This is a genomic window from Streptomyces sp. NPDC031426, from assembly GCF_055581585.1.
The window spans coordinates 139,874-160,942 of record NZ_JBVIJE010000016.1 but is presented as its reverse complement, the minus strand read 5'-3'; the positions used below and the strand labels follow the sequence as shown (position 1 = coordinate 160,942).

At 68.3% G+C, this 21,069-nt stretch carries 24 protein-coding genes, 1 tRNA gene and 1 pseudogene; 14 read left to right on the top strand and 12 right to left on the bottom strand.

Annotation, left to right across the window (positions count from 1 at the left end; genetic code table 11):
* The first annotated feature begins 93 nt into the window (after positions 1 to 93).
* Positions 94 to 1,152, top strand: a complete 1,059-nt coding sequence (locus ACZ5NH_RS29590; RefSeq protein ID WP_468779490.1) for a DNA cytosine methyltransferase — start codon at positions 94 to 96, stop codon at positions 1,150 to 1,152.
* Between the two features lie 9 nt (positions 1,153 to 1,161).
* Positions 1,162 to 2,514 carry a DNA cytosine methyltransferase gene (locus tag ACZ5NH_RS29585; protein ID WP_468779461.1) on the top strand — a complete coding sequence of 451 codons (1,353 nt, stop codon included), beginning with the start codon at positions 1,162 to 1,164 and terminating at the stop codon, positions 2,512 to 2,514.
* A gap of 104 nt (positions 2,515 to 2,618) precedes the next feature.
* Here ACZ5NH_RS29585 and ACZ5NH_RS29580 read toward each other — a convergent pair whose 3' ends face one another.
* Positions 2,619 to 3,278: an ATP-binding protein gene (locus ACZ5NH_RS29580; RefSeq protein ID WP_468779488.1), complete on the bottom strand. Its 660-nt coding sequence runs from the start codon at positions 3,276 to 3,278 to the stop codon at positions 2,619 to 2,621.
* Between the two features lie 265 nt (positions 3,279 to 3,543).
* Between ACZ5NH_RS29580 and ACZ5NH_RS29575 the strand changes: the two genes are divergently transcribed.
* Positions 3,544 to 4,404: a helix-turn-helix domain-containing protein gene (locus tag ACZ5NH_RS29575; RefSeq protein ID WP_468779459.1), complete on the top strand. Its 861-nt coding sequence runs from the start codon at positions 3,544 to 3,546 to the stop codon at positions 4,402 to 4,404.
* On the top strand, positions 4,404 to 4,598 hold the full coding sequence (locus ACZ5NH_RS29570; RefSeq protein ID WP_468779457.1) for a hypothetical protein: 195 nt from the start codon (positions 4,404 to 4,406) through the stop codon (positions 4,596 to 4,598). The genes ACZ5NH_RS29575 and ACZ5NH_RS29570 overlap by 1 nt, the downstream gene beginning before the upstream one ends.
* 171 nt (positions 4,599 to 4,769) lie before the next feature.
* On the opposite strand, the gene ACZ5NH_RS29565 is transcribed toward ACZ5NH_RS29570, so the two are convergent.
* Positions 4,770 to 5,432, bottom strand: coding sequence for an HAD family hydrolase (locus tag ACZ5NH_RS29565; RefSeq protein WP_468779455.1), 663 nt, complete (start codon positions 5,430 to 5,432; stop codon positions 4,770 to 4,772).
* A gap of 205 nt (positions 5,433 to 5,637) precedes the next feature.
* On the opposite strand from ACZ5NH_RS29565, the gene ACZ5NH_RS29560 reads away from it, so the two are divergent.
* From ACZ5NH_RS29560 to ACZ5NH_RS29550, 3 genes and pseudogenes are all read left to right on the top strand, one after another.
* Positions 5,638 to 5,844 carry a hypothetical protein gene (locus ACZ5NH_RS29560; RefSeq protein ID WP_468779453.1) on the top strand — a complete coding sequence of 69 codons (207 nt, stop codon included), beginning with the start codon at positions 5,638 to 5,640 and terminating at the stop codon, positions 5,842 to 5,844.
* Complete coding sequence (locus ACZ5NH_RS29555; protein WP_468779451.1) at positions 5,828 to 6,346, top strand: DUF6879 family protein; 519 nt, start codon at positions 5,828 to 5,830, stop codon at positions 6,344 to 6,346. Before ACZ5NH_RS29560 ends, ACZ5NH_RS29555 begins: the two co-directional genes overlap by 17 nt.
* Positions 6,336 to 6,548, top strand: a pseudogene (locus ACZ5NH_RS29550) (helix-turn-helix domain-containing protein); the annotation flags it as partial. The gene ACZ5NH_RS29555 and the pseudogene ACZ5NH_RS29550, both read left to right, overlap by 11 nt.
* Before the next feature lie 225 nt (positions 6,549 to 6,773).
* Here the strand turns inward: ACZ5NH_RS29550 and ACZ5NH_RS29545 are convergent.
* Both ACZ5NH_RS29545 and ACZ5NH_RS29540 read right to left on the bottom strand, forming a co-directional pair.
* A complete protein-coding gene (locus tag ACZ5NH_RS29545) occupies positions 6,774 to 7,253 on the bottom strand; it encodes a DUF2267 domain-containing protein (protein ID WP_468779449.1) in 480 nt (159 codons plus the stop codon).
* A gap of 170 nt (positions 7,254 to 7,423) precedes the next feature.
* Positions 7,424 to 7,849, bottom strand: coding sequence for an Hsp20/alpha crystallin family protein (locus ACZ5NH_RS29540; RefSeq protein WP_388627441.1), 426 nt, complete (start codon positions 7,847 to 7,849; stop codon positions 7,424 to 7,426).
* A 167-nt stretch (positions 7,850 to 8,016) separates the two neighbouring features.
* On the opposite strand from ACZ5NH_RS29540, the gene ACZ5NH_RS29535 reads away from it, so the two are divergent.
* On the top strand, positions 8,017 to 8,319 hold the full coding sequence (locus ACZ5NH_RS29535) for a hypothetical protein (protein ID WP_388627439.1): 303 nt from the start codon (positions 8,017 to 8,019) through the stop codon (positions 8,317 to 8,319).
* 259 nt (positions 8,320 to 8,578) lie between these two features.
* Here the strand turns inward: ACZ5NH_RS29535 and ACZ5NH_RS29530 are convergent, their stop codons facing one another.
* Positions 8,579 to 9,781, bottom strand: a complete 1,203-nt coding sequence (locus ACZ5NH_RS29530; protein ID WP_388627437.1) for a helix-turn-helix domain-containing protein — start codon at positions 9,779 to 9,781, stop codon at positions 8,579 to 8,581.
* A 229-nt stretch (positions 9,782 to 10,010) separates the two neighbouring features.
* Between ACZ5NH_RS29530 and ACZ5NH_RS29525 the strand changes: the two genes are divergently transcribed.
* Positions 10,011 to 11,240 (top strand): serine hydrolase domain-containing protein, encoded by a 1,230-nt coding sequence (locus ACZ5NH_RS29525; RefSeq protein WP_468779446.1) that lies wholly within the window; start codon positions 10,011 to 10,013, stop codon positions 11,238 to 11,240.
* A gap of 125 nt (positions 11,241 to 11,365) precedes the next feature.
* On the opposite strand, the gene ACZ5NH_RS29520 is transcribed toward ACZ5NH_RS29525, so the two are convergent.
* Positions 11,366 to 12,328 carry a GlxA family transcriptional regulator gene (locus tag ACZ5NH_RS29520; RefSeq protein WP_388627434.1) on the bottom strand — a complete coding sequence of 321 codons (963 nt, stop codon included), beginning with the start codon at positions 12,326 to 12,328 and terminating at the stop codon, positions 11,366 to 11,368.
* A gap of 152 nt (positions 12,329 to 12,480) precedes the next feature.
* Here ACZ5NH_RS29520 and ACZ5NH_RS29515 point away from each other — a divergent pair, with 152 nt between their 5' ends.
* The gene (locus tag ACZ5NH_RS29515) at positions 12,481 to 12,924 is read left to right on the top strand and encodes a hypothetical protein (protein WP_451553847.1); all 444 of its coding nucleotides are present in this window, start codon (positions 12,481 to 12,483) and stop codon (positions 12,922 to 12,924) included.
* Positions 12,925 to 12,937: 13 nt separating this feature from the next.
* Here the strand turns inward: ACZ5NH_RS29515 and ACZ5NH_RS29510 are convergent, their stop codons facing one another.
* On the bottom strand, positions 12,938 to 14,494 hold the full coding sequence (locus ACZ5NH_RS29510) for an MFS transporter (RefSeq protein WP_468779443.1): 1,557 nt from the start codon (positions 14,492 to 14,494) through the stop codon (positions 12,938 to 12,940).
* 74 nt (positions 14,495 to 14,568) lie between these two features.
* Entirely contained in the window at positions 14,569 to 15,885 is a 1,317-nt protein-coding gene (locus ACZ5NH_RS29505; RefSeq protein WP_468779441.1) for a DUF445 domain-containing protein, read from the bottom strand.
* A gap of 261 nt (positions 15,886 to 16,146) precedes the next feature.
* Here ACZ5NH_RS29505 and ACZ5NH_RS29500 point away from each other — a divergent pair, with 261 nt between their 5' ends.
* Together ACZ5NH_RS29500 and rdgB are read left to right on the top strand one after the other, a co-directional pair.
* Complete coding sequence (locus tag ACZ5NH_RS29500; RefSeq protein ID WP_468779439.1) at positions 16,147 to 17,481, top strand: SGNH/GDSL hydrolase family protein; 1,335 nt, start codon at positions 16,147 to 16,149, stop codon at positions 17,479 to 17,481.
* Between the two features lie 37 nt (positions 17,482 to 17,518).
* Positions 17,519 to 18,121, top strand: coding sequence for an RdgB/HAM1 family non-canonical purine NTP pyrophosphatase (rdgB, locus tag ACZ5NH_RS29495; RefSeq protein WP_468779438.1), 603 nt, complete (start codon positions 17,519 to 17,521; stop codon positions 18,119 to 18,121).
* A 44-nt stretch (positions 18,122 to 18,165) separates the two neighbouring features.
* Here rdgB and ACZ5NH_RS29490 read toward each other — a convergent pair.
* The 4 genes from ACZ5NH_RS29490 to bcp form a co-directional block, all read right to left on the bottom strand.
* A tRNA-Leu gene (locus ACZ5NH_RS29490) sits at positions 18,166 to 18,249 on the bottom strand.
* Positions 18,250 to 18,269: 20 nt separating this feature from the next.
* Positions 18,270 to 18,935 carry an HNH endonuclease signature motif containing protein gene (locus ACZ5NH_RS29485; RefSeq protein ID WP_468779436.1) on the bottom strand — a complete coding sequence of 222 codons (666 nt, stop codon included), beginning with the start codon at positions 18,933 to 18,935 and terminating at the stop codon, positions 18,270 to 18,272.
* Positions 18,932 to 19,594 (bottom strand): HNH endonuclease signature motif containing protein, encoded by a 663-nt coding sequence (locus ACZ5NH_RS29480; RefSeq protein ID WP_468779434.1) that lies wholly within the window; start codon positions 19,592 to 19,594, stop codon positions 18,932 to 18,934. The genes ACZ5NH_RS29485 and ACZ5NH_RS29480 overlap by 4 nt, the downstream gene beginning before the upstream one ends.
* A 140-nt stretch (positions 19,595 to 19,734) precedes the next feature.
* The gene (bcp, locus tag ACZ5NH_RS29475; RefSeq protein ID WP_388627422.1) at positions 19,735 to 20,202 is read right to left on the bottom strand and encodes a thioredoxin-dependent thiol peroxidase; all 468 of its coding nucleotides are present in this window, start codon (positions 20,200 to 20,202) and stop codon (positions 19,735 to 19,737) included.
* A 92-nt stretch (positions 20,203 to 20,294) separates the two neighbouring features.
* On the opposite strand from bcp, the gene ACZ5NH_RS29470 reads away from it, so the two are divergent.
* Positions 20,295 to 20,624, top strand: a complete 330-nt coding sequence (locus ACZ5NH_RS29470; protein ID WP_451553852.1) for a DUF3618 domain-containing protein — start codon at positions 20,295 to 20,297, stop codon at positions 20,622 to 20,624.
* 43 nt (positions 20,625 to 20,667) lie between these two features.
* On the top strand, positions 20,668 to 21,027 hold the full coding sequence (locus ACZ5NH_RS29465) for a GroES family chaperonin (RefSeq protein WP_031159553.1): 360 nt from the start codon (positions 20,668 to 20,670) through the stop codon (positions 21,025 to 21,027).
* Positions 21,028 to 21,069 lie beyond the last annotated feature (42 nt).

Here is a 21,069-nt window from a genome sequence, read left to right as displayed (position 1 = left end):
GCACTCGATGACGAGCTGCGGGCAGTCGCCCGAGAGTCTGTAGAAGCGCAACGTCCCGACTCCCCAACGGCCACGGACTCACTTGCTGCAGGCGTGAAGAACCTCGTCCCAAACGAAGCGCGGGAAGCCTCCCCTTCTGTGCTCCCGGTTCAGGATGAACAACCGATCTTGGAGTCCGTCTCCGGGATTCAAGCCGGCACTGGGCGGTTCAGCTTCCTGGAGATCTGCGCTGGTGCAGGTGCACAGGCACTTGGGCTCGAACGTGCAGGCTTCGACCCGGTGATGCTCATAGAAACCAAGGCCGACGCCTGCTTCACCATCGGCTTGAATCGGCCCGAATGGGACATCGTCTGCATGGATGTCCTTCAATTCCATCCCGGCCTGCGTCCGGATGTCATGGGAGTCGATCTTGTCAGCGGCGGGCTGCCGCGTGTGAAGTCTCTGGCGACCGCCGGCAGGACAGAGGACACCGAGGAACGCCGGGTGCTGCGCGCAGCAATTTCTCTCGCATGTGCGATCAGGCCGAAGGCCGTCCTCTTCGAGAACGTTCCCGATCTCGTCGAGGATGCTGAATTCGACGCTGACCGCGCTTGGATCGAGACGGAGCTGCTCAAGGCCGGCCTACGTTCAAGCTGGAAGGTGCTCAACGCCGCGGACTTCAGTGTCCCGCAGAACCGCAAGAGCGGCTTCCTGATAGCCCTCCGGGAGCCCTACTTCGCTCGTTTCACCTGGCCGGAGCCGAACGGAGCGCCACCACCGACCGTGGGCCAAGTCCTCGGCCCATCCATGTCCGCCCGAGGCTGGCCGGGAGCAGGGCACTGGATCCGGAAGGCGAATCGCATCGCCCCCGCACTGGTCGGAGGATCCGATCGACGAGGGGGTGCCGACCTCGGCCCGACCGGCAGCAAAAAGGCTTGGGCTGCGCTGGGCGTGAACGGCACCAGCCTCGGTGACGAACCGCCTGGACCGGACTTCCCGGTCGACGATGAGCCCAAGCTCACAGTTGAACAAGCTGCGACGGTCCAGTCGTTCCCTGCCGACTGGAAGCTCCACGGCGGCAAGACATCCCGGTATCGTCAGGTGGGGCACGCGATGCCGCCACCCCTCGCGACCGCTGTCGGTCTCGCCATCGCGGCTGCACTTCGAGGCTAAAATCGCCCCATGGTCACGCCCCGTCCCGTAGCTCACGATCCCATCACAGTCGTCGACCTGTTTAGCGGCTGTGGTGGGTTTACTCAGGGATTTCACGAGTTTCGCCCTGCAGGAGGAGACGCGGACGGACCCGTCTTCCACAGCATCGCGGCCGTCGAGCACAATGCCGCCGCGGCTGCCACGTACGCCGTGAACTTCGGAAGCCTCCGACCCGACGAGCGGATCCCCGCTGCTCGCGTCCACGTGGGCGACATCGAGAAGTGGGAGCCGACGCCGGAAGATCTCCACGCTGATGTTGTGGTCGGAGGACCGCCATGCCAAGGTTTTTCGGCGTTGAATCGCGACAAGAAGGGCAGTGAACGCAATCGACTCTGGGAGGAGTACGTCAGGGTCGTTGCAGAGATCCGGCCCAAGGTGTTCGTCATCGAGAACGTCGACCGCTTCCTGAAGTCGGACGAGTTCCGCAATTTGCTCAACGAGGTTGAGGCGGGTGGCCAACTTTCCGAATATCGACTGGTGGATCCACCCGGTCACGCACCATCCGACACCAGTGAAGAAAAGATCAAGCGATACCTGCTCAACTCGGCAGATTACGGTGCAGCACAGGCGCGTCGGCGTGCCATTGTCATCGGCGTTCGCCGGGATCTTGGCAACGGTCGGACTCTGACGTACCCCCTTAGAACGCACCACCGGCGGCCGAAGCACCCACACACCACCGCTGCCCAGCAGTTCGACGGGTTGGATGCAGGAATGTCGTACTGGCAGGCAGTGGACGACATTTTCGCCGAGTCAGCGACACGCCACCTACGAGGAACCGAACTCCCGGACGGAAAGGAGTTCATTCCTGAGGTGAATTCCGTTCAGCCGGGGATCTTCACTACTCCCGATTTGCACTTCGGCCGGAACCCGGAGGCACTGTCCAGAGCCCGCTATCGCGCCATCCCGCGGGGCGGGAACCGGAAGGACCTGCGCGACAAGTGGTACACAGTGGATGAGTTCAACGAGATCCATGTCTTCGATACACCCAATCCTTCGGGCGTGAGGACACCTGTCGAATATCTTTCGACGAAAAGCTGGGACAATCACAATACCGGTACTGGCGACGTCATGGGCCGACTCCGTTACGGCGAACCTTCGGTAACCATTCGCACGGAGTTCTTCAAGCCGGAAAAGGGTCGCTATCTGCACCCTGAGCTGCCTCGTCCCATCACTCACTATGAAGCCGCCCGCATCCAGGGATTCCCACTGAGCTTCCGCTGGTGCGGCTCGAAGACCGAAATCGCCACACAGATCGGAAATGCAGTCCCGATCCCTCTCGGCAAGGCGATCGCTGCGTCAATATACGCATATCTTCGCGGCTGAAAGTCGTACCCCGTTTGTTCGACAGCCCGGCAGCTTGCCGAGAATCCAAGTCCGGGCTGTCGCCCGCACGGGCCAGCGCCGAGGATCAGCCGGCCCGCGGCTACCTACCAGTTGGCCAATTGGTCCGCCTCGGCCTCGAACTGGCGTTGAGCTCTGTCCAGAGCCTGGTCGGCATCATGACCGTGCGCCTGAAGCCAATGAAGAAGATCGGCGATGGCCGCGACCACCACCGTCTCGGCCATGGTGGTGGCCAGTCTGCTCGATGGGGTCGGGCGCGCAGGCTGCTGCACGTCGTACAAGCCGAGGACACTCGCGGCCCTGGAGACACGTGGGTTCCGACTGTGGCCGTTCGGCGCATTCAAGCCGGTCGCGAACTCGACCCACGTGACCTTCCGGTCGGGCAGGAGCTGAACACCCCAGCGGTCGGAGCAGGCAGCGACAAGTGCCATGCCGCGCCCCGACTCTGCATCGCCCTTCGCGTCGATCAGCGTTGGTAAGGCCCGGCTGTCCGGGTCATGGATCTCGATGCGCAGGTGGGTGCCGTGCATGGAGACGGCAAGGGTTGAAGGGGTACCTGGACCAACGTGCGTGATCACGTTGGAAACCAGCTCGCTGAGGCAGAGTTGGACACTTTCGATCAGCTCCGGTAGGCCCCAGAGACGCAGATGGATCTTCAGCACACGTCTGAGCGCGGCTGCCTCCTCCGGCACGGCAAGGAACGGCAACTCCCAGGGCGTTCTTGGCGTACATGCACTGCATTCCATGTCTCGACTCCTGCTCCTGTGTGTCGTCTTGCGCTGCTCGGCAAGCAGTGGCCTGTCGCCCTGGCGCATGCCCACCTTCCCCAGGGCAGGAGAGACCAGGCAGGCATGCGCGATGCACTTCTGTTCGCCATGGACCAGCGGCTCGATACTCAACCTAGAAGCCCTCTTGGTAAATTTGCCACATGCTTCGGCAAATTAGCTCGATCGTGGATGGAGGGGCGGGCACACGGCAGACTGCCGTCTGAGCAAACACGGAAGGATCGACATGCCCCCGAAGCAAGTTCCGACTCAGCGGCAGAAGCGCCTTGGTTACGAGTTGCGCAGGATGCGGGTTGCGGCAGGCATGTCTGCGGAGGAGGCAGCAAAGCTCCTCGGCGTCGACCGCGGAAAGATCTCCTACATGGAGTCCGGCGTACGGAACGTCAGCGAGGAACGCCTGCGCACTCTGGCTCATCACTGCCGGCGCACCGACGAGAGGTACGTGAGCGCCTTGATCGAAATGGCCTCGGCCGGCGCTCACGGTTGGTGGGAGCAGTACCGTGGCGCTCTTCCCCAAGGCCTACTGGACGTCGCCGAGTTGGAGTCCAGGGCCGTCCGCATGCGAGCAGCGTGCACTGTGCACATCCCGGGACTGCTCCAGACCACGGACTACGCACTGGCTGTGTTCCGTGCCGTCCTGCCACGACTGCCCGAACACGAAGTGGCGATGAGGACGGCCCATCGCAATCGACGCCAGGAGATCCTCTCCGGCGACAAAGCTCGCGCCTTCACAGGCATCGTTCACGAGGCGGCGCTGCGGATGCAGTTCGGAGGGCCCCGAGTAGCTCGTGAACAACTCGAATACTTGCTCGCGCAGGCCGAGAGGGACGGCGTGACCGTGTTGGTCGTGCCCTTCACCCATGGTGGGTTTCCAGGTGCGGGTCAAACCGTCCTGTACGCAGAGGGACCGACGGAGCAACTGGACACCGTACAGATCGACAACTCCCACGGTCCGGACTTCCTCTACGACGAGGCCGAGTTGGCCAAGTACCGTGCTCACTTGGATCGGATGGAGGAACTGGCGCTGTCCCCCGGCGACTCGAAGGACCTCATCCGCACCATCGCAAACGGACTGCAGGAGGCGTGATGAACGAGATCCAGTGGGAAGAGCCGTTCTGCGGGGAGGGCAACTCGTGCTTCCGGGTGGGTGTCGATGAGGCGGGCAACGCCTACATAGCGGTGCTCGGGCAGGAGGACCGTTTCATCACGGACACTCGGGACGCCTTGCGCACCATGATCCGGGACATCAAGGCGGGCAAGGCGGACCACTTGCTCCGGTGAGACCGATCCAACGCCTCCCGCTTCAAGGTCCAGGACCTCGTCGAGCTTCGCCTGGATGAAGACCTGGAAGATCCTGAGCGGCTGCCCCCAAAAGGACGACGGCGTCCATCGCGCCATGCTCGACATCGGCCCGCCCGCATGGGCCCCAACGCTTGGCACTGGCGGCGTGCGTCAGTCCGCCGAGTCGTTGAAGTTCTTGATCAGTCCGCACAGTTCCCCGAGACTCTCGACCCTGAAGGTCGGAAGTCTCTCGGCCTCCACCGAGCGCCACTGGATCGTGGCCCATGGTCCTCGGTGTACCAAGGCAGTGTGCATGCCCGCGGCGGCGGCCAGCCGGATGTCGTTGTCGATGCGGTCGCCGACGTACAGGATCTCGTCCTTGCTGAAGGGGACCACCTCGGCGACGCGGTGGAAGAAGGCCGGATCCGGCTTGCTGGCGCCCCAGTCATCCGAGGTTCCGATCGAGTCGACGTCGTCCGCCAGCAGTTCCCGGAGAGTCTTGCCCGGCCGGATCGTCTGGTTGCCCGCGATGCCCAGCCAGATGCCATCCGCGCGCAGTGAGGTCAGCGTGGGCCGGACGTCTTCGTAAAGGTCCTCTTCGCCGAAGGTCTCCGGCTGCCCGGCCGCCGCGCGCCTGTCACGTTCCTCGTACAGGTCAAAGCCGGGGCAGAACTCCTGGAAGACCTCGCGGTAGTCACGTCCCTGGGCGATGACGGCGCCGAACATCGCGTGGAAGGTGTGGCGGGCCACGCCGAGCCAGTCGGCCCAGGTGCCGTACTCCCTGGTTTCGTCTACGAGGCACTCGCCGACGTCGAACACCACAGCACGAATCATGGGCGCAGGGTAGTAAGGAGGTCTTCGCGCTCGACAGTGCATCGGTAGCCGACGAAGGCACCAACGGCCGAGCAGAGTCCCGCTTCCTAGATCGACTACCCCACTACGGGAAAATTTCCCTGTCGTCATGGACGCCCTGTGCCAAGCCGCCCTAGCGTCATCCTCGGGTGCAGGCACAGGCCCAGCCCGGCGTACAGGGGGCACAATGGCGCATGCGGATCTGACGCGGCTGACCGGCAATGAGAACGGGGAGTGCGGGGGCGATGACTGCCCCAACGTGTACCGGACCGGCTCAGGGTCGTTCGTGGTCCAGGGGAATCCGTCGGATGCCTTCGACCCGCCAGAGGGAGAGGCTCTCGTGGAGATCCCGGAGGCGGTGCTGAGGGAGGCTGTCCGTGCTCTTGGCTGGTGAGGACTGGCGGAGGACGTTCGACGCCATGCAGAAAGAGGCGTGGCGTCTGGAGACTCTGCCCGTCTACCGTGTGCCGCAGGAGGAAGAAGCCGTTCGCCGGTTCCTGGCCGGGAAGCCGGTGACGCGGGAGGCGACGCAGCCTTGGTTCGACCGGGTCAAGGCTTACGTGGCGAGCGGACGCAGTGTCGGGCGAGTGCACATCGTCACTCAGCCCCTCACGGACTACCTTCGCTTCGAGTTCGAGCACTACCGCCACAACATCGAAGCCGGCGAGGCGATCCGCATCCTCGACGTGACCGATCGACCCAATCCCCTCGACGGCGTTCAGGACTTCTGGATGTTCGACCGATCGCGGATCGTGCTGATGCACTACGAGCCGGACGGGACACAGATCAGCCGGGAAGTGTACGAAGGCGACCCCGTGCCGTATCGGGAGTACCAGCGCATCGCTCTCGCGGCATCGGTGCCCTTCAAGGAGTACGTGAAGGGCCTTGACGCTTGATCCTCAGCAGCTAGGGCAATCGAAGGCCGACCTGGCCGAGACACTGCGAACGCTGCGCAAGCGAGCCGGACTGTCCCAAGTCCGGCTCGCCAAGCGGTGCGATGTTTCACAGTCAAAGATCAGCAAGATCGAGTCTGGCGAGATCACGCCGAGTCTGGTCGACGTCGAACTCATCCTGCGGGCACTCGAAGCTCCAGAGCAACTGGTCGCCGAAATAGCCGCGCTGGCGCGGTTGGCCAACACCGAGGGGGAGCCCATCCGGTCATCGTGGCGGCGCGGGGACTCGTTCCGGCACGGGCTCAAGCGAGCGGGCCACCCCGGAAAGTGGGCGGCTTGGCGGGGTTGGGCCCCGGGGGAGTCGCTTTCGCGACGTCGGTGGAGGGTGTGCGGGCGCCGCACACCACTGCGGCGCCCAGAGCCCGTTGCGTTACGCCGCCGGCGCCAGATCCCCCCGTCCGAAGAGGAGGGCGAAGCCCGGGGGGAGTTGGGTGAGGAGGCGGGTGGTCAGGGGGTCGCCGACCCGGTTCGCCAGGGTGCTGAGGACCGAGCTGACGTCCCAGCGGGCCGTCGCGGGGGTTGAGCCCTCGATGCGCGTCGCTACCGATTCCACGAACTCCCTGGCCGTCAGGGGGTGGGTCGCGGGGATCTGGGAGGCGATCACTCGGGCCGCTTCTCGGGGGAGGGACTGGGCCAGGGCGACGCGTTCGTCGCCGGTCACGTGGCCGCCGAGGGCTGAGAGGACTATGCGGGTCACGCGTTCCGCCTCCGCCCTCGTGGTGTACTGACCCGCCTCGCGCACCCGCTCCGTCAGTTCGTGCCAGCGCCTGGTGTCGGCATCGCCGTCACGGGCCGCCAGGGCAGACGGGGTGGGGATCGTTGTTCTCGGCTGCGGGGTCGTCACGGTCATCGTGCTGGCTCCTCCTCCGGGACACGTGGGGGCACGGGCAGGGCCGGTGCCCCGTGATGCAGGGGACTTGAGTGGGTGGATCGGCGCGTCCCGGGTTCCGCTCGTGACCCGGGACGCTCTGTGCCGTCAGTCGTCAGCCGTCAGCCGTCGCCTGTCCGCCGTGCGGGCGGTCAGCCGCTGATCTGCTTGCGGCCGGCGTCGCCGCCCGTGATCTGGATGCGGCGTGGCTTGGCCGCTTCGGCCACCGGGATGCGCAGGGTCAGGACGCCGGCCTCGTACGACGCGTCGATGCGGTCCGTGTCGAGGGTGTCGCCGAGGAACAGCTGGCGGTTGAAGGTGCCCGTGGGCCGTTCGGCGACGAGCATCTCCGCGTCCTCGGGGGCCGGGTTGCGGCGCTCGGCGCGGACGTTGAGGACGTTGCGCTCGACGTCCAGCTCGATCGACTCGGGATCGATGCCGGGCAGATCGAAGTGGACCAGGAAGTCGTCCCCCGAGCGGTAGGCGTCCATCGGCATCGCGGCCGGGCGCGTGGCATCTCCGAAGAGCTGCTGTGTGAGGCGGTCGAACTCACGGAAGGGGTCCGTGCGCATGAGCATCACGGGTCACTCCTCTCTACAGGGACTGGGATGCGATGCCCTACGGCTTCTTATATAACTCCAGGACGGAAAGTTGACAAGCCTCGACTCAGGTTGGTCGAGTCGGCTGACCTGCGCGTTAGCCTCGGCGCAGAGACAACGCAAAAGTGGAGAAAGAGGAGGCAGTCGTGGCCGGGGTTCCCAGTGCAGTCGTAGCCGCCACCGGGCTTGTCGGTGGGTATGGCGTGGCCCGTTGGACCAAGAAGCGGCAGCTGGGTGGGGCCGTGCTGGCCGTCGCCGGGGTCGCCGCCGCTCAGCAGTGGCGTGCGCAGGCCGGTGGGAAGGCTGCGGGTGCGCTCACGGCCGCTTACGTCGCCGCGTTCGCCGGGTCCCATCCGCTGGCCAAGAAGGTCGGCGCCTGGCCGTCCGTCCTCGGTGTCGCCGGTGCCGTCGCCCTCGCCTCCTGGGCCGTCGCCGACCGCCGGGGCTGACCGAGGCCGCGAGCGCTTCGGCCGACGCCGACCGCCGGGGGACGCCCCCCGGCACCGGCACTTCCTCCGGCGCCGGCCCCGCCGACGCCGACCGCCGGGGCACAACCCCCGGCACCGGCACCCTCCTGGCGCCGCCCCCGGCACCGGCACTTCGGCCGGCGCCGCGAGACCCCGCCGGGCAACGGCGCCCATTACCCGCCGAGCGCATCCGACCCAAGCGGCAAAGCAGCCGTCTGGGGCTCGTGAGCCCCGCGTCGACTCACTGCGTCAGGGATTCCGCGACCAACCGCCAGATCTCCGCGGCGAGGTCCATGTTGCCGCTCGACTGGGCCTGCTCGGCGAGGTCGCGCAGGCCGGTGATGGCCGCCTCGCGATTGCCCTCCATGAGCAGCACCCTGTTGCGCAGCATGTCGAGCCTGACCTGTTCCTGGTAGGGCGTCACGTCCTTGAAGCCCTCGAGCCGGGTCAGCAGCGCGCGCGCTTCGGCGGTGCGGTTCTGATAGACGGCCACTCGGGCGTGCAGCGCCAGCAGTTGCTGCTCCATGGTCGGCGTTGCCGCGAACGGCATGCACGCCTCCACTTCCTCGACGCGCCGCTGAGCGGACTCGATCTTCGGCGGTCTGCACAAGAGATCGAGCTGGGCCGCATCGAGGCGCAGGCGCATCCACAGCGTGAGGTCGTCCCGGCCGTTGAAGCCGCGGATCGTCTGGTCCATCAGCTCTGCGGCGGCATCGAGATCGCCCTGGCGGGTTCGGATGTTGGCCATGGTCCACAGGGCTTCGGCCCAGCGCACTCCGGACTGCCCCTCGACCAGGGCGAGCAGCTCGTCGCAGTAGCGCGCGGCATCGGGAAGCCGCCCGGCCTCGGCGAGGGCCGACACCAGGGCCAGCAGCGTGGACGTCAGCACCCGGTGGGGAAGGTCTTCGCTCTTCGCCAGCTCGTAGGCGCGCGTCGAGGTGGTGACGGCGTCGTCGATCTGGCCGGTGCTGCGCATGCAGCGGGCCAGCTCGGCCAGGACCCTGGCCCGCAGCTCGGGCAGTCCGATGTCGTCGCTGAGCGCGACCAGCTCGTCGAGGCTCTCGCGCTGTTCGGCGAACTCCCGGCGCCGGCGGCGCCACTCGGCGACCTGCCACAGCGCCTGCCAGCGAAGGAGCGGATCCTCGCCGCCCGACGCCTTCAGTGCCTCGGCGAGCGTCTCGCCGGCTTCGTCCTGGCCCAGGCCGGTGGCCAACGTCAGGCTCTGCACCAGTGACGTGGCCGTGGACTCCGCCAGCTCGGCCGGGCTGATGCCCAGCTGGGCGGCCAGATGCGCCACGGCCCGCTCGGTGGGCTGCCGCGCGCCGGACTCGAGCCGGGACAGATAGCCGGTCGACATGCCTTCGCCCGCGAGGGCGGCGAGGGTCAGGCCCCGCTCGGTCCTCAGTTGCCTGAGTCGGCGGCCGAAAACCGGCTGCTCCAGCATGTCTGAACTCCCGCGGGTGGCGACGTCGTACGACGTCCGGCTGATCCCTTCACCCCGATCCTAACCCGCTTGCCCGTATGGTGGCAATTCTTTGCCCTCCCGCATTCGCTCCGGCCGGGTAGTCCAAGCCAGCTTGGCAACGAGCTCTGGCAACTACTTGCCAACACCGTGGCAAGCGTCGTAGCGTTCCTGTCGTCGCCAAACGCCGTACACGACAAGGGGATTCGTCATGGGACAGAGCAACCGCGGTTTCGCCGAGGCAGGACTGCGCCGGCTGCGCGACGTGCTGGCGCGGCATGTCGAGTCGGGGAAGATCCCCGGTCTCGTCGCCCTGTTCAGCCGGGGAGACGAGACGTACGTCGAAGCGCTCGGGACGATGCGTCATGACGGTGGCGCGCCGATGCGCCGGGACACGATCTTCCGGATGGCCTCGACGTCCAAGCCGGTCACGATGGCGGCGGCGATGGTGCTGCTCGACGAGTGCCGGCTGCGGCTGGACGACCTGGTGGAGCCGTGGCTGCCCGAGCTGGCCGACCGGCGGGTGCTGAAGCGGATCGACGGCCCGCTGGACGACACCGTGCCGGCGCGGCGGCCGATCACCGTACGGGACGTGCTGACTTCCACGTTCGGGCTTGGCATGGATATGACCTCACTCGGCACCCCGATCATGAACGCGGTCTTCGAGCAGGGACTCACGCCCAATCTGCCGGAGCCGATGCCGGAGCCGGACGAGTGGATGCGCCGCCTCGGTACGCTGCCGCTGATGTACCAGCCCGGGGAGCGCTGGCAGTACCACATCAGCAACGACCTGCTCGGCGTGCTCGTCGCCAGGGTCACCGGCCAGTCGTTCGAGGACTTCCTGCGCGAACGCGTCTTCGGCCCGCTGGGCATGAAGGACACCGGTTTCCACGTGCCCGCCGACAAGATCGACCGGCTGCCCACCCTCTACACCCCCGACCCGCAGACCGGAGAATTCATCGTGTGGGACGAGGCCGAGGGGGGACGCCACAGCCAGCCTCCGGCGTTCCAGGACGGCGGCGGCGGGCTGCTCTCCACCGTCGACGACTACCACGCCTACTTCCGGATGCTGCTGAACGGCGGGATGCACGGGAGCGAACGGATCCTGTCCCGGCCCGCCGTCCAGCTGATGACCACCAACCGCCTCACGCCCGAGCAGAACGCCGCCCGCACCGCCATGGCCGTCGACAACGTCCATGTGTCCTTCGGCCAAGGGCAGCACGGCGGCTGGGGCTTCGGGATGGCGGTGCGCACCTACCGCGGCGACTACGCGCCCGTCGGCCAGTTCGGCTGGGACGGCGGAAGCGGCACCTCGACCTACGCCGACCCCGACAACCAGCTCACCGGAATCCTGCTCACCCAGGTCGGGATGTCCACCCCGGATTCGGCGCGGCTCATCCACGACTTCTGGACCACGCTCTACCAGGCCATCGACGACTGACACCGACCGACCCGACTCCCCGTGGCCCCGCCCGTCGCTCCGACGGGCGGGGCCGCGTCGTCCGGGTCGCAGGCCGCGCCCCGGTAGCCCCGCCCGGCGCTCCGGTCGACCTCGAAAACCCCTCATCACCCCGCCGGAACGCCCTCACCTCGCCGGAACGCCCTCCGATACGCCTGGGGGCTCGTCCCCACCACCCTCCGGAAGCGTTCCCGGAAAGCCGTCGGTGAGCCGAAGCCCGTCTGGGCGGCGATGCGCTCCACCGGGTACGGCGTCGTCTCCAGCAGGTACTGGGCACGGCGTACCCGGGCCCGGTGCAGCCACTGCAGCGGTGTCGTGCCGGTCTGCTCGCGGAAGCGGCGGTTGAGGGTACGGGTGCTCATGCCCGCCCGGGCCGCGATCTCGTCCACCGTCATGTCGCGGTCGCAGTGGTCCTCCAGCCAGTGGAGGAGCGGTTCCAGGGTGGCACCCGACGGTGCCGGGGGGAGGTCGTGGACGATGAACTGGGACTGGCCGCCCTCCCGTTCCAGCGGCATCACCGACATCCGTGCCGCGTGCGCGGCGACCGCGGAGCCGAAGTCCCTGCGGATCATGTGCAGGCACATGTCCAGCGCCGCCGCCGCGCCCGCCGACGTCAGGAACTGGCCGTTGTCGACGTACAGGACGTTCGGGTCCACCGTCACCTTCGGGTACCGCGCCGCCAGGTCCCCCGCCGCGCACCAGTGGGTCGTCGCGCGCAGGCCGTCCAGCAGGCCCGTCGCCGCGAACAGGAACGCGCCCACGCAGATCGAGGCGATCCGGGTGCCGTTCGCCGCCGCCGCGCGAAGGGCCTCCGGCACTCCCGGCGGCAGCTGCTGCGGCACTTCCGCCACGCCCGGCAGGATGATCGTGTCCGCCTCCGCCAGCGCCTCCAAGCCGTACGGCGCCCGCACCATGAAGGCCCCCGCGCTCACCTCCCCCCGCACCGAGCACACCCGCACCCGGTACGGCACCCGGCCGTCGGGCAGCCGCGCCCAGCCGAAGGTGTCGATGGGAGCGGAGAGGTCGAAGGGGATGACGCCGTCCAGCGCCAGTACGGCCACGGTGTGCATGGCAGGATCCTAGGCCTACGACGGATTACGGCCGACGGCGCCCATCGGCGCCGTAACCGCAGAGACACCCGTCCACCTTTCTGGCGGGAATCAGTTGAAGCCTGGCACTCCCGCCACTTCTGCGAGATCCGGCCGCCGCCTACCGTCACCGCGTGACCAAGTTCCTCCTCGCCGTCCACGTCCTGGCCGCCATCGTCGCCGTCGGCCCCGTGACCGTCGCCGCCAGCATGTTCCCGCCCGTCGCACGCCGGGCCCTCGCCGCGCCCGGCGATCCCGGTGCCGGCGGCACGCTGCACCTGCTGCACCACATCTGCCGGGTCTACGCCCTCGTCGGCGTCGTCGTCCCGGTCTTCGGGTTCGCCACCGCGAGCGAGATGGGCGTGCTCGGGAGCGCCTGGCTGATCGTGTCGATCGCGCTGACCGCCCTCGCCGCCGTCGTCCTCGTCGCGCTGGTGCTGCCCGCCCAGGGCGCGGTCGTGGAGGGCCGGGACACGAACCCCGCGCGGCTCGCCATGGCCACCGGCATGTTCAACCTGCTGTGGGCCACCGTGACCGTTCTGATGATCGTGCGGCCCGGCTCCACGACGGGGGCCTGACGGCACAGGCGCCCTACGGCGTACTCGGCGCCGAAGGCCCCTGCGTACCCCCCACACCATGCGCATCCCGTGTGGCCGCCCTGGTCCGGCTCGCCACCGCCGTCAGCGGCCGGGCGATGTCCTCCAGGGAGCGGCGCTCCGCCCGCACCGCCAGGAAGGCCGCGACCAGGCCCGCCGCGCACATCAGGGCCGCACCGATCGAGAAGGCCAGGACCGTGTCGCCGACCTTGCCCGTGCCGGTGAGGTCGGCGAACAGCAGCGGGCCGCTGATGCCGCCGGCCGCCGTGCCGAGGGCGTAGAAGAACGCGATGGACATCGCCCGCGTCTCCATTGGGAAGACCTCCGAGACCGTCAGATACGCGCTGGAGGCGCCCGCCGAGGCGAAGAACAGGACCGCGCACCAGCAGGCAGTCAGCGTGCCCGCGCTCAGCTCGCCCCGGTCGAACAGCCACGCCGTGCCGAACAGGAGCAGACCCGACAGCAGATAGGTCGAGGAGATCATCACCCGGCGGCCCACCGTGTCGAACAGCCTGCCCAGCAGCAGCGGGCCGCAGAAGTTGCCGACCGCGATCACCGCGAAGTAGTAACCGGTGTGGCCGGAGGGCACGTTGAAGAACCTGGTCAGGATCGCGCCGAAGCCGAAGGTGATCGCGTTGTACAGGAACGCCTGGCCGATGAACAGGGAGAAGCCGAGGACCGCGCGCCTGCGGTAGTGAGCGAAGACCGTGCGGGCGATCTCCCGGAACGTCACGCTCCTGCGCTGGTGGATCTCCAGCTCGCCCCGCGGCTCGGGCAGCGTCACGCCCTTCTCCCGCTCCACCCGGCGCTCGATACCGGAGACGATCTCCTCCGCCTCCCGGTCCCTGCCGTGGATCAGCAGCCAGCGCGGGCTCTCCGGGACGTGCCGCCGTACCAGCAGGATCACCAGCGCCAGGACCGCCCCCAGGGCGAAGGTCAGCCGCCAGCCGACGTTCCTGGCCAGTAGATCCGTGTCGAGCGCCACGATCGACAGCAGCGCGCCGCCCACCGCGCCCAGCCAGAAGCTGCCGTTGATGATCAGGTCGACCCGGCCGCGGTGGGCGGCCGGGATCAGCTCGTCGATCGCCGAGTTGATCGCCGCGTACTCACCGCCGATGCCGAAACCGGTCACAAAGCGGAACAGGAAGAACCACCAGGCCTCCCAGGAGACGGCGGTCAGCGCCGTCGCCGCCAGGTACACCGCCAAGGTGATCATGAAGAGCTTCTTGCGGCCGTGGCGATCGGTCAGCCGGCCCCAGAAGAGGGCGCCCGAACAGGCGCCGGCCACATACAGCGCGGCGGCCGTGCCGGTGATCTGCCCCGACGTGATCGACACCCCGCCGCCCGGTTCCGCCAGCCGGCCGGCGATGTTGCCGACGACCGTGACCTCCAGGCCGTCCAGGATCCAGACCGTCCCCAGGCCGATCACGATCGTCCAGTGCCAGCGGGACCAGGGCAACCGGTCCAGCCGGGCGGGCAGGTCGGTGATGACGGTCCGGCCCGTCCCGCCGGGCCCGCCGGTCTGCGGTGCCGGCGTCCGCGCTGCGGCCATGGGCTCCCTCCTCGCCGAAAGACGTCCCCCCGACATGCGGGAGACGGGGGGACGGGTGCCCGCGTACCGCGGATTCAGGCACCCAGCGTCCGCGTCACCGTATAGATCAACAGTCCCGCCAGTGACCCCACCACCGTGCCATTGATCCGGATGAACTGCAGGTCGCGGCCGATGTGCGCCTCGATCTTCCGGGTGGTGTGCTCGGCGTCCCAGCTCGCCACGGTGTCCGTGATCAGCGAGGTGATCTCCCTGCGGTACGTCGTCACCACATGCACCGCCGCCCCCTCGACCCAGCTGTCGACCTTCTCCTGCACCTTCGGCTCCGTCGCCATCCGCGCACCCAGCGACAACAGCGCGGACCGCACCCGCATCCGCAGCTCGCTCCGCTCGTCCTCGGCGGCCGCCACCACCATGGCCCGTACGGCCGACCACGCGGACGCGATCAGATCCTGCACCTCGCCCCGCCCCAGCACCTCGCCCTTCAGCCGCTCCACCCGCGCCCGGGTGTCCGTGTCGGACTGCAGATCGGAGGCGAAGTCGGTGAGGAAACGGTCCAGCGCGCCACGCGCCGGATGCGAGGGCATGTCCCGCATCTCGGTGACGAACCGCAGCAGCTCCTTGTAGACCCGCTCGCCGACCTTCCGGTCCACGAACCGCGGGGTCCAGCCGGGCGCGCCACCCTCCACCGCCACCATCACGTCACCCCGGTGCAGCACCAGCCAGTCATGCGCTCTGGCCACCACCAGGTCCACCGCCCGCCGGTGCCCGCCGTCGGCGACGATCCCCTCCAGCAGCTTGCCGATGCCAGGCGCGACCTCCTTCGTGTTCGCCCGCCGGGTGATCGCCTCGCTCACCACCACCTGCACATCCCTGTCCCGCAACACGGTCAGCGCACCGCGCAGCGCCGTGGCCAGCTCCGCCGTCACCCGGTCCGCGTGCTCCGGCTCGGCCAGCCACGCCCCCAGCCGGCTGCCGATGCCGACCGCGCGCAGCCGCTGCCGTACGACGTCCTGGGAGAGGAAGTTCTCGCCGACGAACTCGCCGAGCGAGACACCCAGCTGATCCTTCTTGGTCGGGATGATCGCGGTGTGCGGGATCGGCAGCCCCAGCGGGTGCCGGAACAGCGCCGTCACGGCGAACCAGTCCGCGAGCGCGCCCACCATGCCGGCCTCGGCGGCCGCCGCGACATAACCGGCCCAGGGCCCGGCGCCCTCGTGCGAGGCGAGCTTGGCCAGGACATAGACCACCGCCACGACCAGCAACATGCTCGTCGCCGTGAGCTTCATGCGCCGCACCCCGCGCCGGCGCTCCTCGTCGGCCGGGGTGAAGGCCGTCATGGTCCGATACGACACACCCCGCGCCGGCGCCGCTTCCGTCTCGGTCGATTCCATCGGCTCCACCCGTTCAGCTACGCCCACTCACTGATCCGTCCAGTGATCCGGTCCAGTGACCCCGTCCGGTGACCCCGTCCGGTGATCCCGCACACAATTGTCCCTTCCTGACCGACTCCCGGAACGGAACAAGAGTTCCCGGCGTCTGTCAGAAAAGAGGTTTTGAGCAGGGCCCTGACAGCTCTCCCCGGCCCATGACGCATCATGGGCTCACCAAGATCGGAGCCTCGGGCTCCCATCACCGAGGAGAACAACACAAGCATGACCAAGCGTCATGGTTATGCCGTACTGAGTGCGCTCATCGCGCTGGTCGTAGCCGTCTCCGCCGCCATCTACCTCACCGTGGCGGCCGACGACGGCACCCCGCACGGCGCCCTCACCGACGACCGCCCCCACCACGGCTCCTCCGCCGCCCCCGCCTCCACCGGCACCTGGGTCGGCGCCTGGTCCGCCTCCCCGGTGGGCGGCGAACCCGGCACCGAGACCCACGGCCTCGCGGGCCGCTCCGTGCGCAACATCGTCCACACCAGCACCGGCGGCACGAGCGCCCGGATCACGCTGTCCAACCTCTACGGCCACGAGCCGCTGACCATCACCCACGCCTCCATCGCACTCTCCGCCGGCGACGGCACCGCCGCGGCCGACCCGGACTCCATGCGCCGCCTCACCTTCGACGGCGCCACCAGCGTGGTCATACCGGCCGGCGAAGAGGTCGCCGGCGACCCCGTGCACCTCGCCGTCCCGCACGACAGCGACGTCCTGGTCACCACCTACTCCCCCACCCCGTCCGGCCCGGTCACCTACCACCCGCACGCGAGGCAGATCTCCTACGTCGCCACCGGGGACGCCACCGAGGACGCCACCGGCACCCCCTACACCCAACAGACGTCCTACTGGCGCTACCTGACCGCCCTGGACGTCCTCAGCAACGAGGCCGACGGCACCGTCGTCGTCTTCGGCGACTCCATCACCGACGGCATCACCTCCACCATCGGCGCCAACCACCGCTGGCCCGACATCCTCGCCGGCCGACTGCGCACCGCGCTCGAAGGCGGACGGCAGGTGCCCCGCTACAGCGTCGTGAACGAGGGCATCAGCGGCAACCAGGTCCTCGCCGACGGACTCGGCCGCCCGGCCGAGAACCAGAGCGGCCTCGACCGCTTCGCCCGCGACGCGCTCACGCACCCGGACGTCAAGGTCGTCGTCATCGACCTCGGCGTCAACGACATCCTCCGCAACCCGCGGCTCGCCGACCCGAACCAGATCCTCACCGGCCTGCGCACCCTCGTCCGCGAGGCCCACGCCCGCGGCCTGAAGGTCGTCGGCGCCACACTGATGCCCTTCCAGGGCCACCGCGGCTGGACGGCCGCCCGCGAGGCGGTACGACAGCAGGTCAACGCCGAGATCCGCGCCGGCCGGGTGTACGACGCCGTGGTCGACTTCGACAAGGCGCTCCGCGACCCGTACGACCCCCGACGCCTCCGCCCCGACTACGACTCCGGCGACCACCTCCACCCCAGCGACCTGGGCTTCAGCAGGATGGCCAAGGTCTTCGACCTGAACACGCTCAAGGGGGCGGGTCAGACGGAACTCTAGGTACGGGGCGAGGAACACTGACGGGATACTGGCTGGCATGACCCGCTTGATCCTCGCCACCCGCAACACCGGAAAGATCACCGAGCTGAGGGCGATCCTCGCCGAGGCCGGACTCCCCCACGAGCTGATCGGCGCCGACGCGTACCCCGACATCCCTGACGTCAAGGAAACCGGCGTCACCTTCGCCGAGAACGCCCTCCTCAAGGCCCACGCCCTGGCCCAGGCCACCGGCCTCCCCGCGGTCGCCGACGACTCGGGCCTCTGCGTCGACGTCCTGAACGGCGCCCCCGGCATCTTCTCCGCCCGCTGGTCCGGCCGCCACGGCGACGACAAGGCCAACCTGGAGCTGCTGCTGGCCCAGCTCGCCGACATCGCGGACGAACACCGGGGGGCCCACTTCGCGTGCGCGGCGGCGCTCGCCCTGCCGGACGGGCGCGAGCAGGTGGTCGAGGGCCGGCTCCGGGGTGCACTCCGGCATGCGCCCGCGGGCACGAACGGCTTCGGCTACGACCCGATCCTCCAGCCGGAGGGCGAGACGCGCACGTGCGCCGAGCTGAGCCCGGAGGAGAAGAACGCGATCAGCCACCGGGGGAAGGCGTTCCGGGCGCTGGTGCCGGTGGTTCGGGAGTTGCTGGGCTGAGAGCGGAAGAGGGGCCGTCTGGATGGACGGCCCCTCTGTGCGCGTGCGGCCGGTGGGATTCGAACCCACACGGGCTTTCGCCCACTGCGATCTAAACGCAGCTCGGCTGCCAGTTACGACACGGCCGCGTGCACGGCCATGGTACCGGTCACGCGGTGCTTGCATGAGGGGTACGTCGACGGCCCCCTCTGCACCACGTGCTGGTGATGGCGTGGCAGTTCGGACACAGCAACCGCAGGTTCTCCCGCCGGTTGTCGCGCCAGTCCCCGTTGATGTGGTCCACCTCCAGCGTCAAGGGCTTGCCGAGCCACTCCGGACCGATTCCGCATCTGGCGCACTGCTCAGGTACGCCCACTTCGCAGAGCGCACGACGGAGGCGTTTGGTGGCGGTCCGGTGTCTACCGTCGTGCCGCACCAGGGCTTCCTCCGGCCGCTTGGCATTCGTACCCGGCTTGCCTCGCTGATGGGCTTGCCCGAGAAAGTGGGCGGTGTCGAGGCAGTCGTCGGCAACCCACTTGCGAAGCATCGCGCGCTGACCGCCGTTGTTCGGGCGCCCCAAGCGGCGAAGTACCTCGGCGATGGATGCCGACTCATCGACCACCGCCCGTAACTCATCCGGAGTGGGACGCGCTTGCCTGCCGTACGGCGAGAAGTGCGAGATGTCGAGGCCGAAATCAGCGAATCGCTTTGTGAGGTACCGACGGGCATTGGCGTAGGGCCGGGTGCCGAAGAAGGCAATAACCTCATCCAGGTTCGCGCACTGCGCGGCTGCCTGGGCCATCCGCTCGCGGGTGTACTGCACTCCGCCGCTCATGCGGCACCTGCCCGCGCATGGCCTTTGCCGCGCCCTCGGTAAGTGTCGGTCGTCGAGTGGCAGTTGGGGCAGAGGAACCGCAGGTTCACGACACTGTTGTTGCGCCAGCCGCCGTCAATGTGGTCGACCTCAAGCGGGAGCGGCTCTCCGTGCCAGACCGGCTCGATACCGCACAAGGCGCAGCGCTCCTCTACGCCCAACTCGATCATCGCCCTCTTGAGTCGCTGGCTCGGGATGCGCCGAGCATGCGCCGATGTGTCCTGGACGAGAATCTCCTCAGCGCTTCGGCGGCGCTGGTTGTACCTCATCCGCTCGGTTCGGACCACAGACGTGAAGTGTGAGGTGTCGATGCCGTACGCCTTGATCCGTCGGGCGATGTTGGCCTGGTGACCGCCCACGGAGTCGAGCCCGAGTCGACGCACGACCTCGTTGATGCTCGCGGACACCGCGACGACCGGCTCAAGAATCTCCCGCGTCCACTTCACCCCCTCCCGCTCGAAGTGCGAGACATCCACCCCGAGCTTCTTCATCCGCCCCAGGACGTACCGCCGCGTCGAACTCCTCGGATCCACCCCCAACTTTTCCAGCGCCTCCGACAACGTCCGCGCCCCGCGAGCCGCTTCTTCCAGCCGCTCCCTCGTGTATGCGCCGGCCCCCATCGAGCCCCTCCGTTCCGGGCGTGCGTTCGCTTCCCGTACGGAGTAACGAACCGGTTATCGGACAGTCACGCACGGGGACGAGAAGGCGGCCCGCACCGGAATGTCCCGGTGCGGGCCGCCGACAGTGGAGACAGGTGTCCTCAGATGCCAAGATCCTTGATGATCTTGGCCACGTGGCCCGTGGCGCGGACGTTGTAGAGGGCTCGTTCCACCTTGCCCTCCTCGTCGACGACGATCGTGGAGCGGATGACGCCCATGTAGGTCTTGCCGTAGTTCTTCTTCTCGCCGTACGCGCCGTAGGCCTCGGTGACCGTCTTCTCCGGGTCGGCCAGGAGCGTGACCCTCAAGGACTCCTTCTCGCGGAACTTCGCCAGCTTCTCCGGGGTGTCGGGGCTGATGCCGAGCACGTCGTAGCCGGCGGAGGCGAGGACGTCCAGGTTGTCGGTGAAGTCGCAGGCCTGCTTGGTGCAGCCGGGGGTCAGGGCGGCCGGGTAGAAGTAGACGATGACCTTGCGGCCCTTGTGGGCGGACAGGGAGACATCGTTGCCGTCGGCGTCGGGAAGGGTGAAGGCGGGGGCCACGTCCCCCGGCTGGAGTCGCTCGCTCATCGGGCCAGCGTAACCGGGGGGCCTTGCGGTGCGCCGGGAGGAGAAGCTGACAGACTGTCCGGAACAGCATCACAGACTTCGGAGGCCGTACGGTGGCGGACACGTCGGACACCAGAACCCCGGCGCAGATCGAGGCGGACATCAAGCGCCGCCGCGAAGTGCTGGCCGAGACGCTCGACGAGATCGGGGTGCGGGTGCATCCGCAGACGATCATCGGGGATGCCAAGGCCAAGGTCGTCGCCAATGTCGATCACACGGTCGGGCGGGCTTACGTCCAGGTCAACCGGGTGGTCAGTGAGGTGCGGGGGCAGTTCGTCGACGAAGAGGGCGCGCTGCGGGTGGAGCGGGTCGTACCGGTCGCGGTGCTCGCCCTCGGCGTCGTGGGACTGCTCGCCGTGGGCCGCAGGCGGCGCAGGCGCTGACCCGGGCTCGGACGCGCGGGGCGAAGGCAGGTAGGTTCGAGGCGTGAGCGCCAACAGAAACCAGCACAGCACCCCCCATCACGACAAGCTGCCCATCCGGATGCTGCACGACCGGGTTCTGGTCAAGCAGGAGACCGGTGAGGGCGAGCGGCGGTCGGGGGGCGGCATTCTGATTCCCGCCACCGCGGCGGTCGGGCGGCGGCTGGCCTGGGCCGAGGTCGTCGCGGTCGGGCAGAACGTACGGACCGTGGAGCCGGGTGACCGGGTTCTGTTCGATCCGGAGGACCGGGCCGAGGTCGAGGTGCGGGGTGTGGCGTACGTGCTCATGCGTGAGCGGGATCTGCACGCCGTGGCCGCGGACCGTTTCGAGGGGTCGGAGGACTCCACGGGTCTGTATCTCTGAGTCGTCGTCTTCGAGTCGTTCCGGTAGAGGGGTTCCGGTAGA

Coding starts and splice junctions, on each gene's coding strand:
- ACZ5NH_RS29585 (WP_468779461.1), top strand. CDS start 1,162: ATGGTCACGCCCCGTCCCGTAGCTCACGATCCCATCACAGTCGTCGAC.
- ACZ5NH_RS29580 (WP_468779488.1), bottom strand. CDS start 3,278: ATGGAATGCAGTGCATGTACGCCAAGAACGCCCTGGGAGTTGCCGTTC.
- ACZ5NH_RS29575 (WP_468779459.1), top strand. CDS start 3,544: ATGCCCCCGAAGCAAGTTCCGACTCAGCGGCAGAAGCGCCTTGGTTAC.
- ACZ5NH_RS29570 (WP_468779457.1), top strand. CDS start 4,404: ATGAACGAGATCCAGTGGGAAGAGCCGTTCTGCGGGGAGGGCAACTCG.
- ACZ5NH_RS29565 (WP_468779455.1), bottom strand. CDS start 5,432: ATGATTCGTGCTGTGGTGTTCGACGTCGGCGAGTGCCTCGTAGACGAA.
- ACZ5NH_RS29560 (WP_468779453.1), top strand. CDS start 5,638: ATGGCGCATGCGGATCTGACGCGGCTGACCGGCAATGAGAACGGGGAG.
- ACZ5NH_RS29545 (WP_468779449.1), bottom strand. CDS start 7,253: ATGACCGTGACGACCCCGCAGCCGAGAACAACGATCCCCACCCCGTCT.
- ACZ5NH_RS29540 (WP_388627441.1), bottom strand. CDS start 7,849: ATGCTCATGCGCACGGACCCCTTCCGTGAGTTCGACCGCCTCACACAG.
- ACZ5NH_RS29530 (WP_388627437.1), bottom strand. CDS start 9,781: ATGCTGGAGCAGCCGGTTTTCGGCCGCCGACTCAGGCAACTGAGGACC.
- ACZ5NH_RS29525 (WP_468779446.1), top strand. CDS start 10,011: ATGGGACAGAGCAACCGCGGTTTCGCCGAGGCAGGACTGCGCCGGCTG.
- ACZ5NH_RS29520 (WP_388627434.1), bottom strand. CDS start 12,328: ATGCACACCGTGGCCGTACTGGCGCTGGACGGCGTCATCCCCTTCGAC.
- ACZ5NH_RS29510 (WP_468779443.1), bottom strand. CDS start 14,494: ATGGCCGCAGCGCGGACGCCGGCACCGCAGACCGGCGGGCCCGGCGGG.
- ACZ5NH_RS29505 (WP_468779441.1), bottom strand. CDS start 15,885: ATGGAATCGACCGAGACGGAAGCGGCGCCGGCGCGGGGTGTGTCGTAT.
- ACZ5NH_RS29500 (WP_468779439.1), top strand. CDS start 16,147: ATGACCAAGCGTCATGGTTATGCCGTACTGAGTGCGCTCATCGCGCTG.
- rdgB (WP_468779438.1), top strand. CDS start 17,519: ATGACCCGCTTGATCCTCGCCACCCGCAACACCGGAAAGATCACCGAG.
- ACZ5NH_RS29485 (WP_468779436.1), bottom strand. CDS start 18,935: ATGAGCGGCGGAGTGCAGTACACCCGCGAGCGGATGGCCCAGGCAGCC.
- ACZ5NH_RS29480 (WP_468779434.1), bottom strand. CDS start 19,594: ATGGGGGCCGGCGCATACACGAGGGAGCGGCTGGAAGAAGCGGCTCGC.
- bcp (WP_388627422.1), bottom strand. CDS start 20,202: ATGAGCGAGCGACTCCAGCCGGGGGACGTGGCCCCCGCCTTCACCCTT.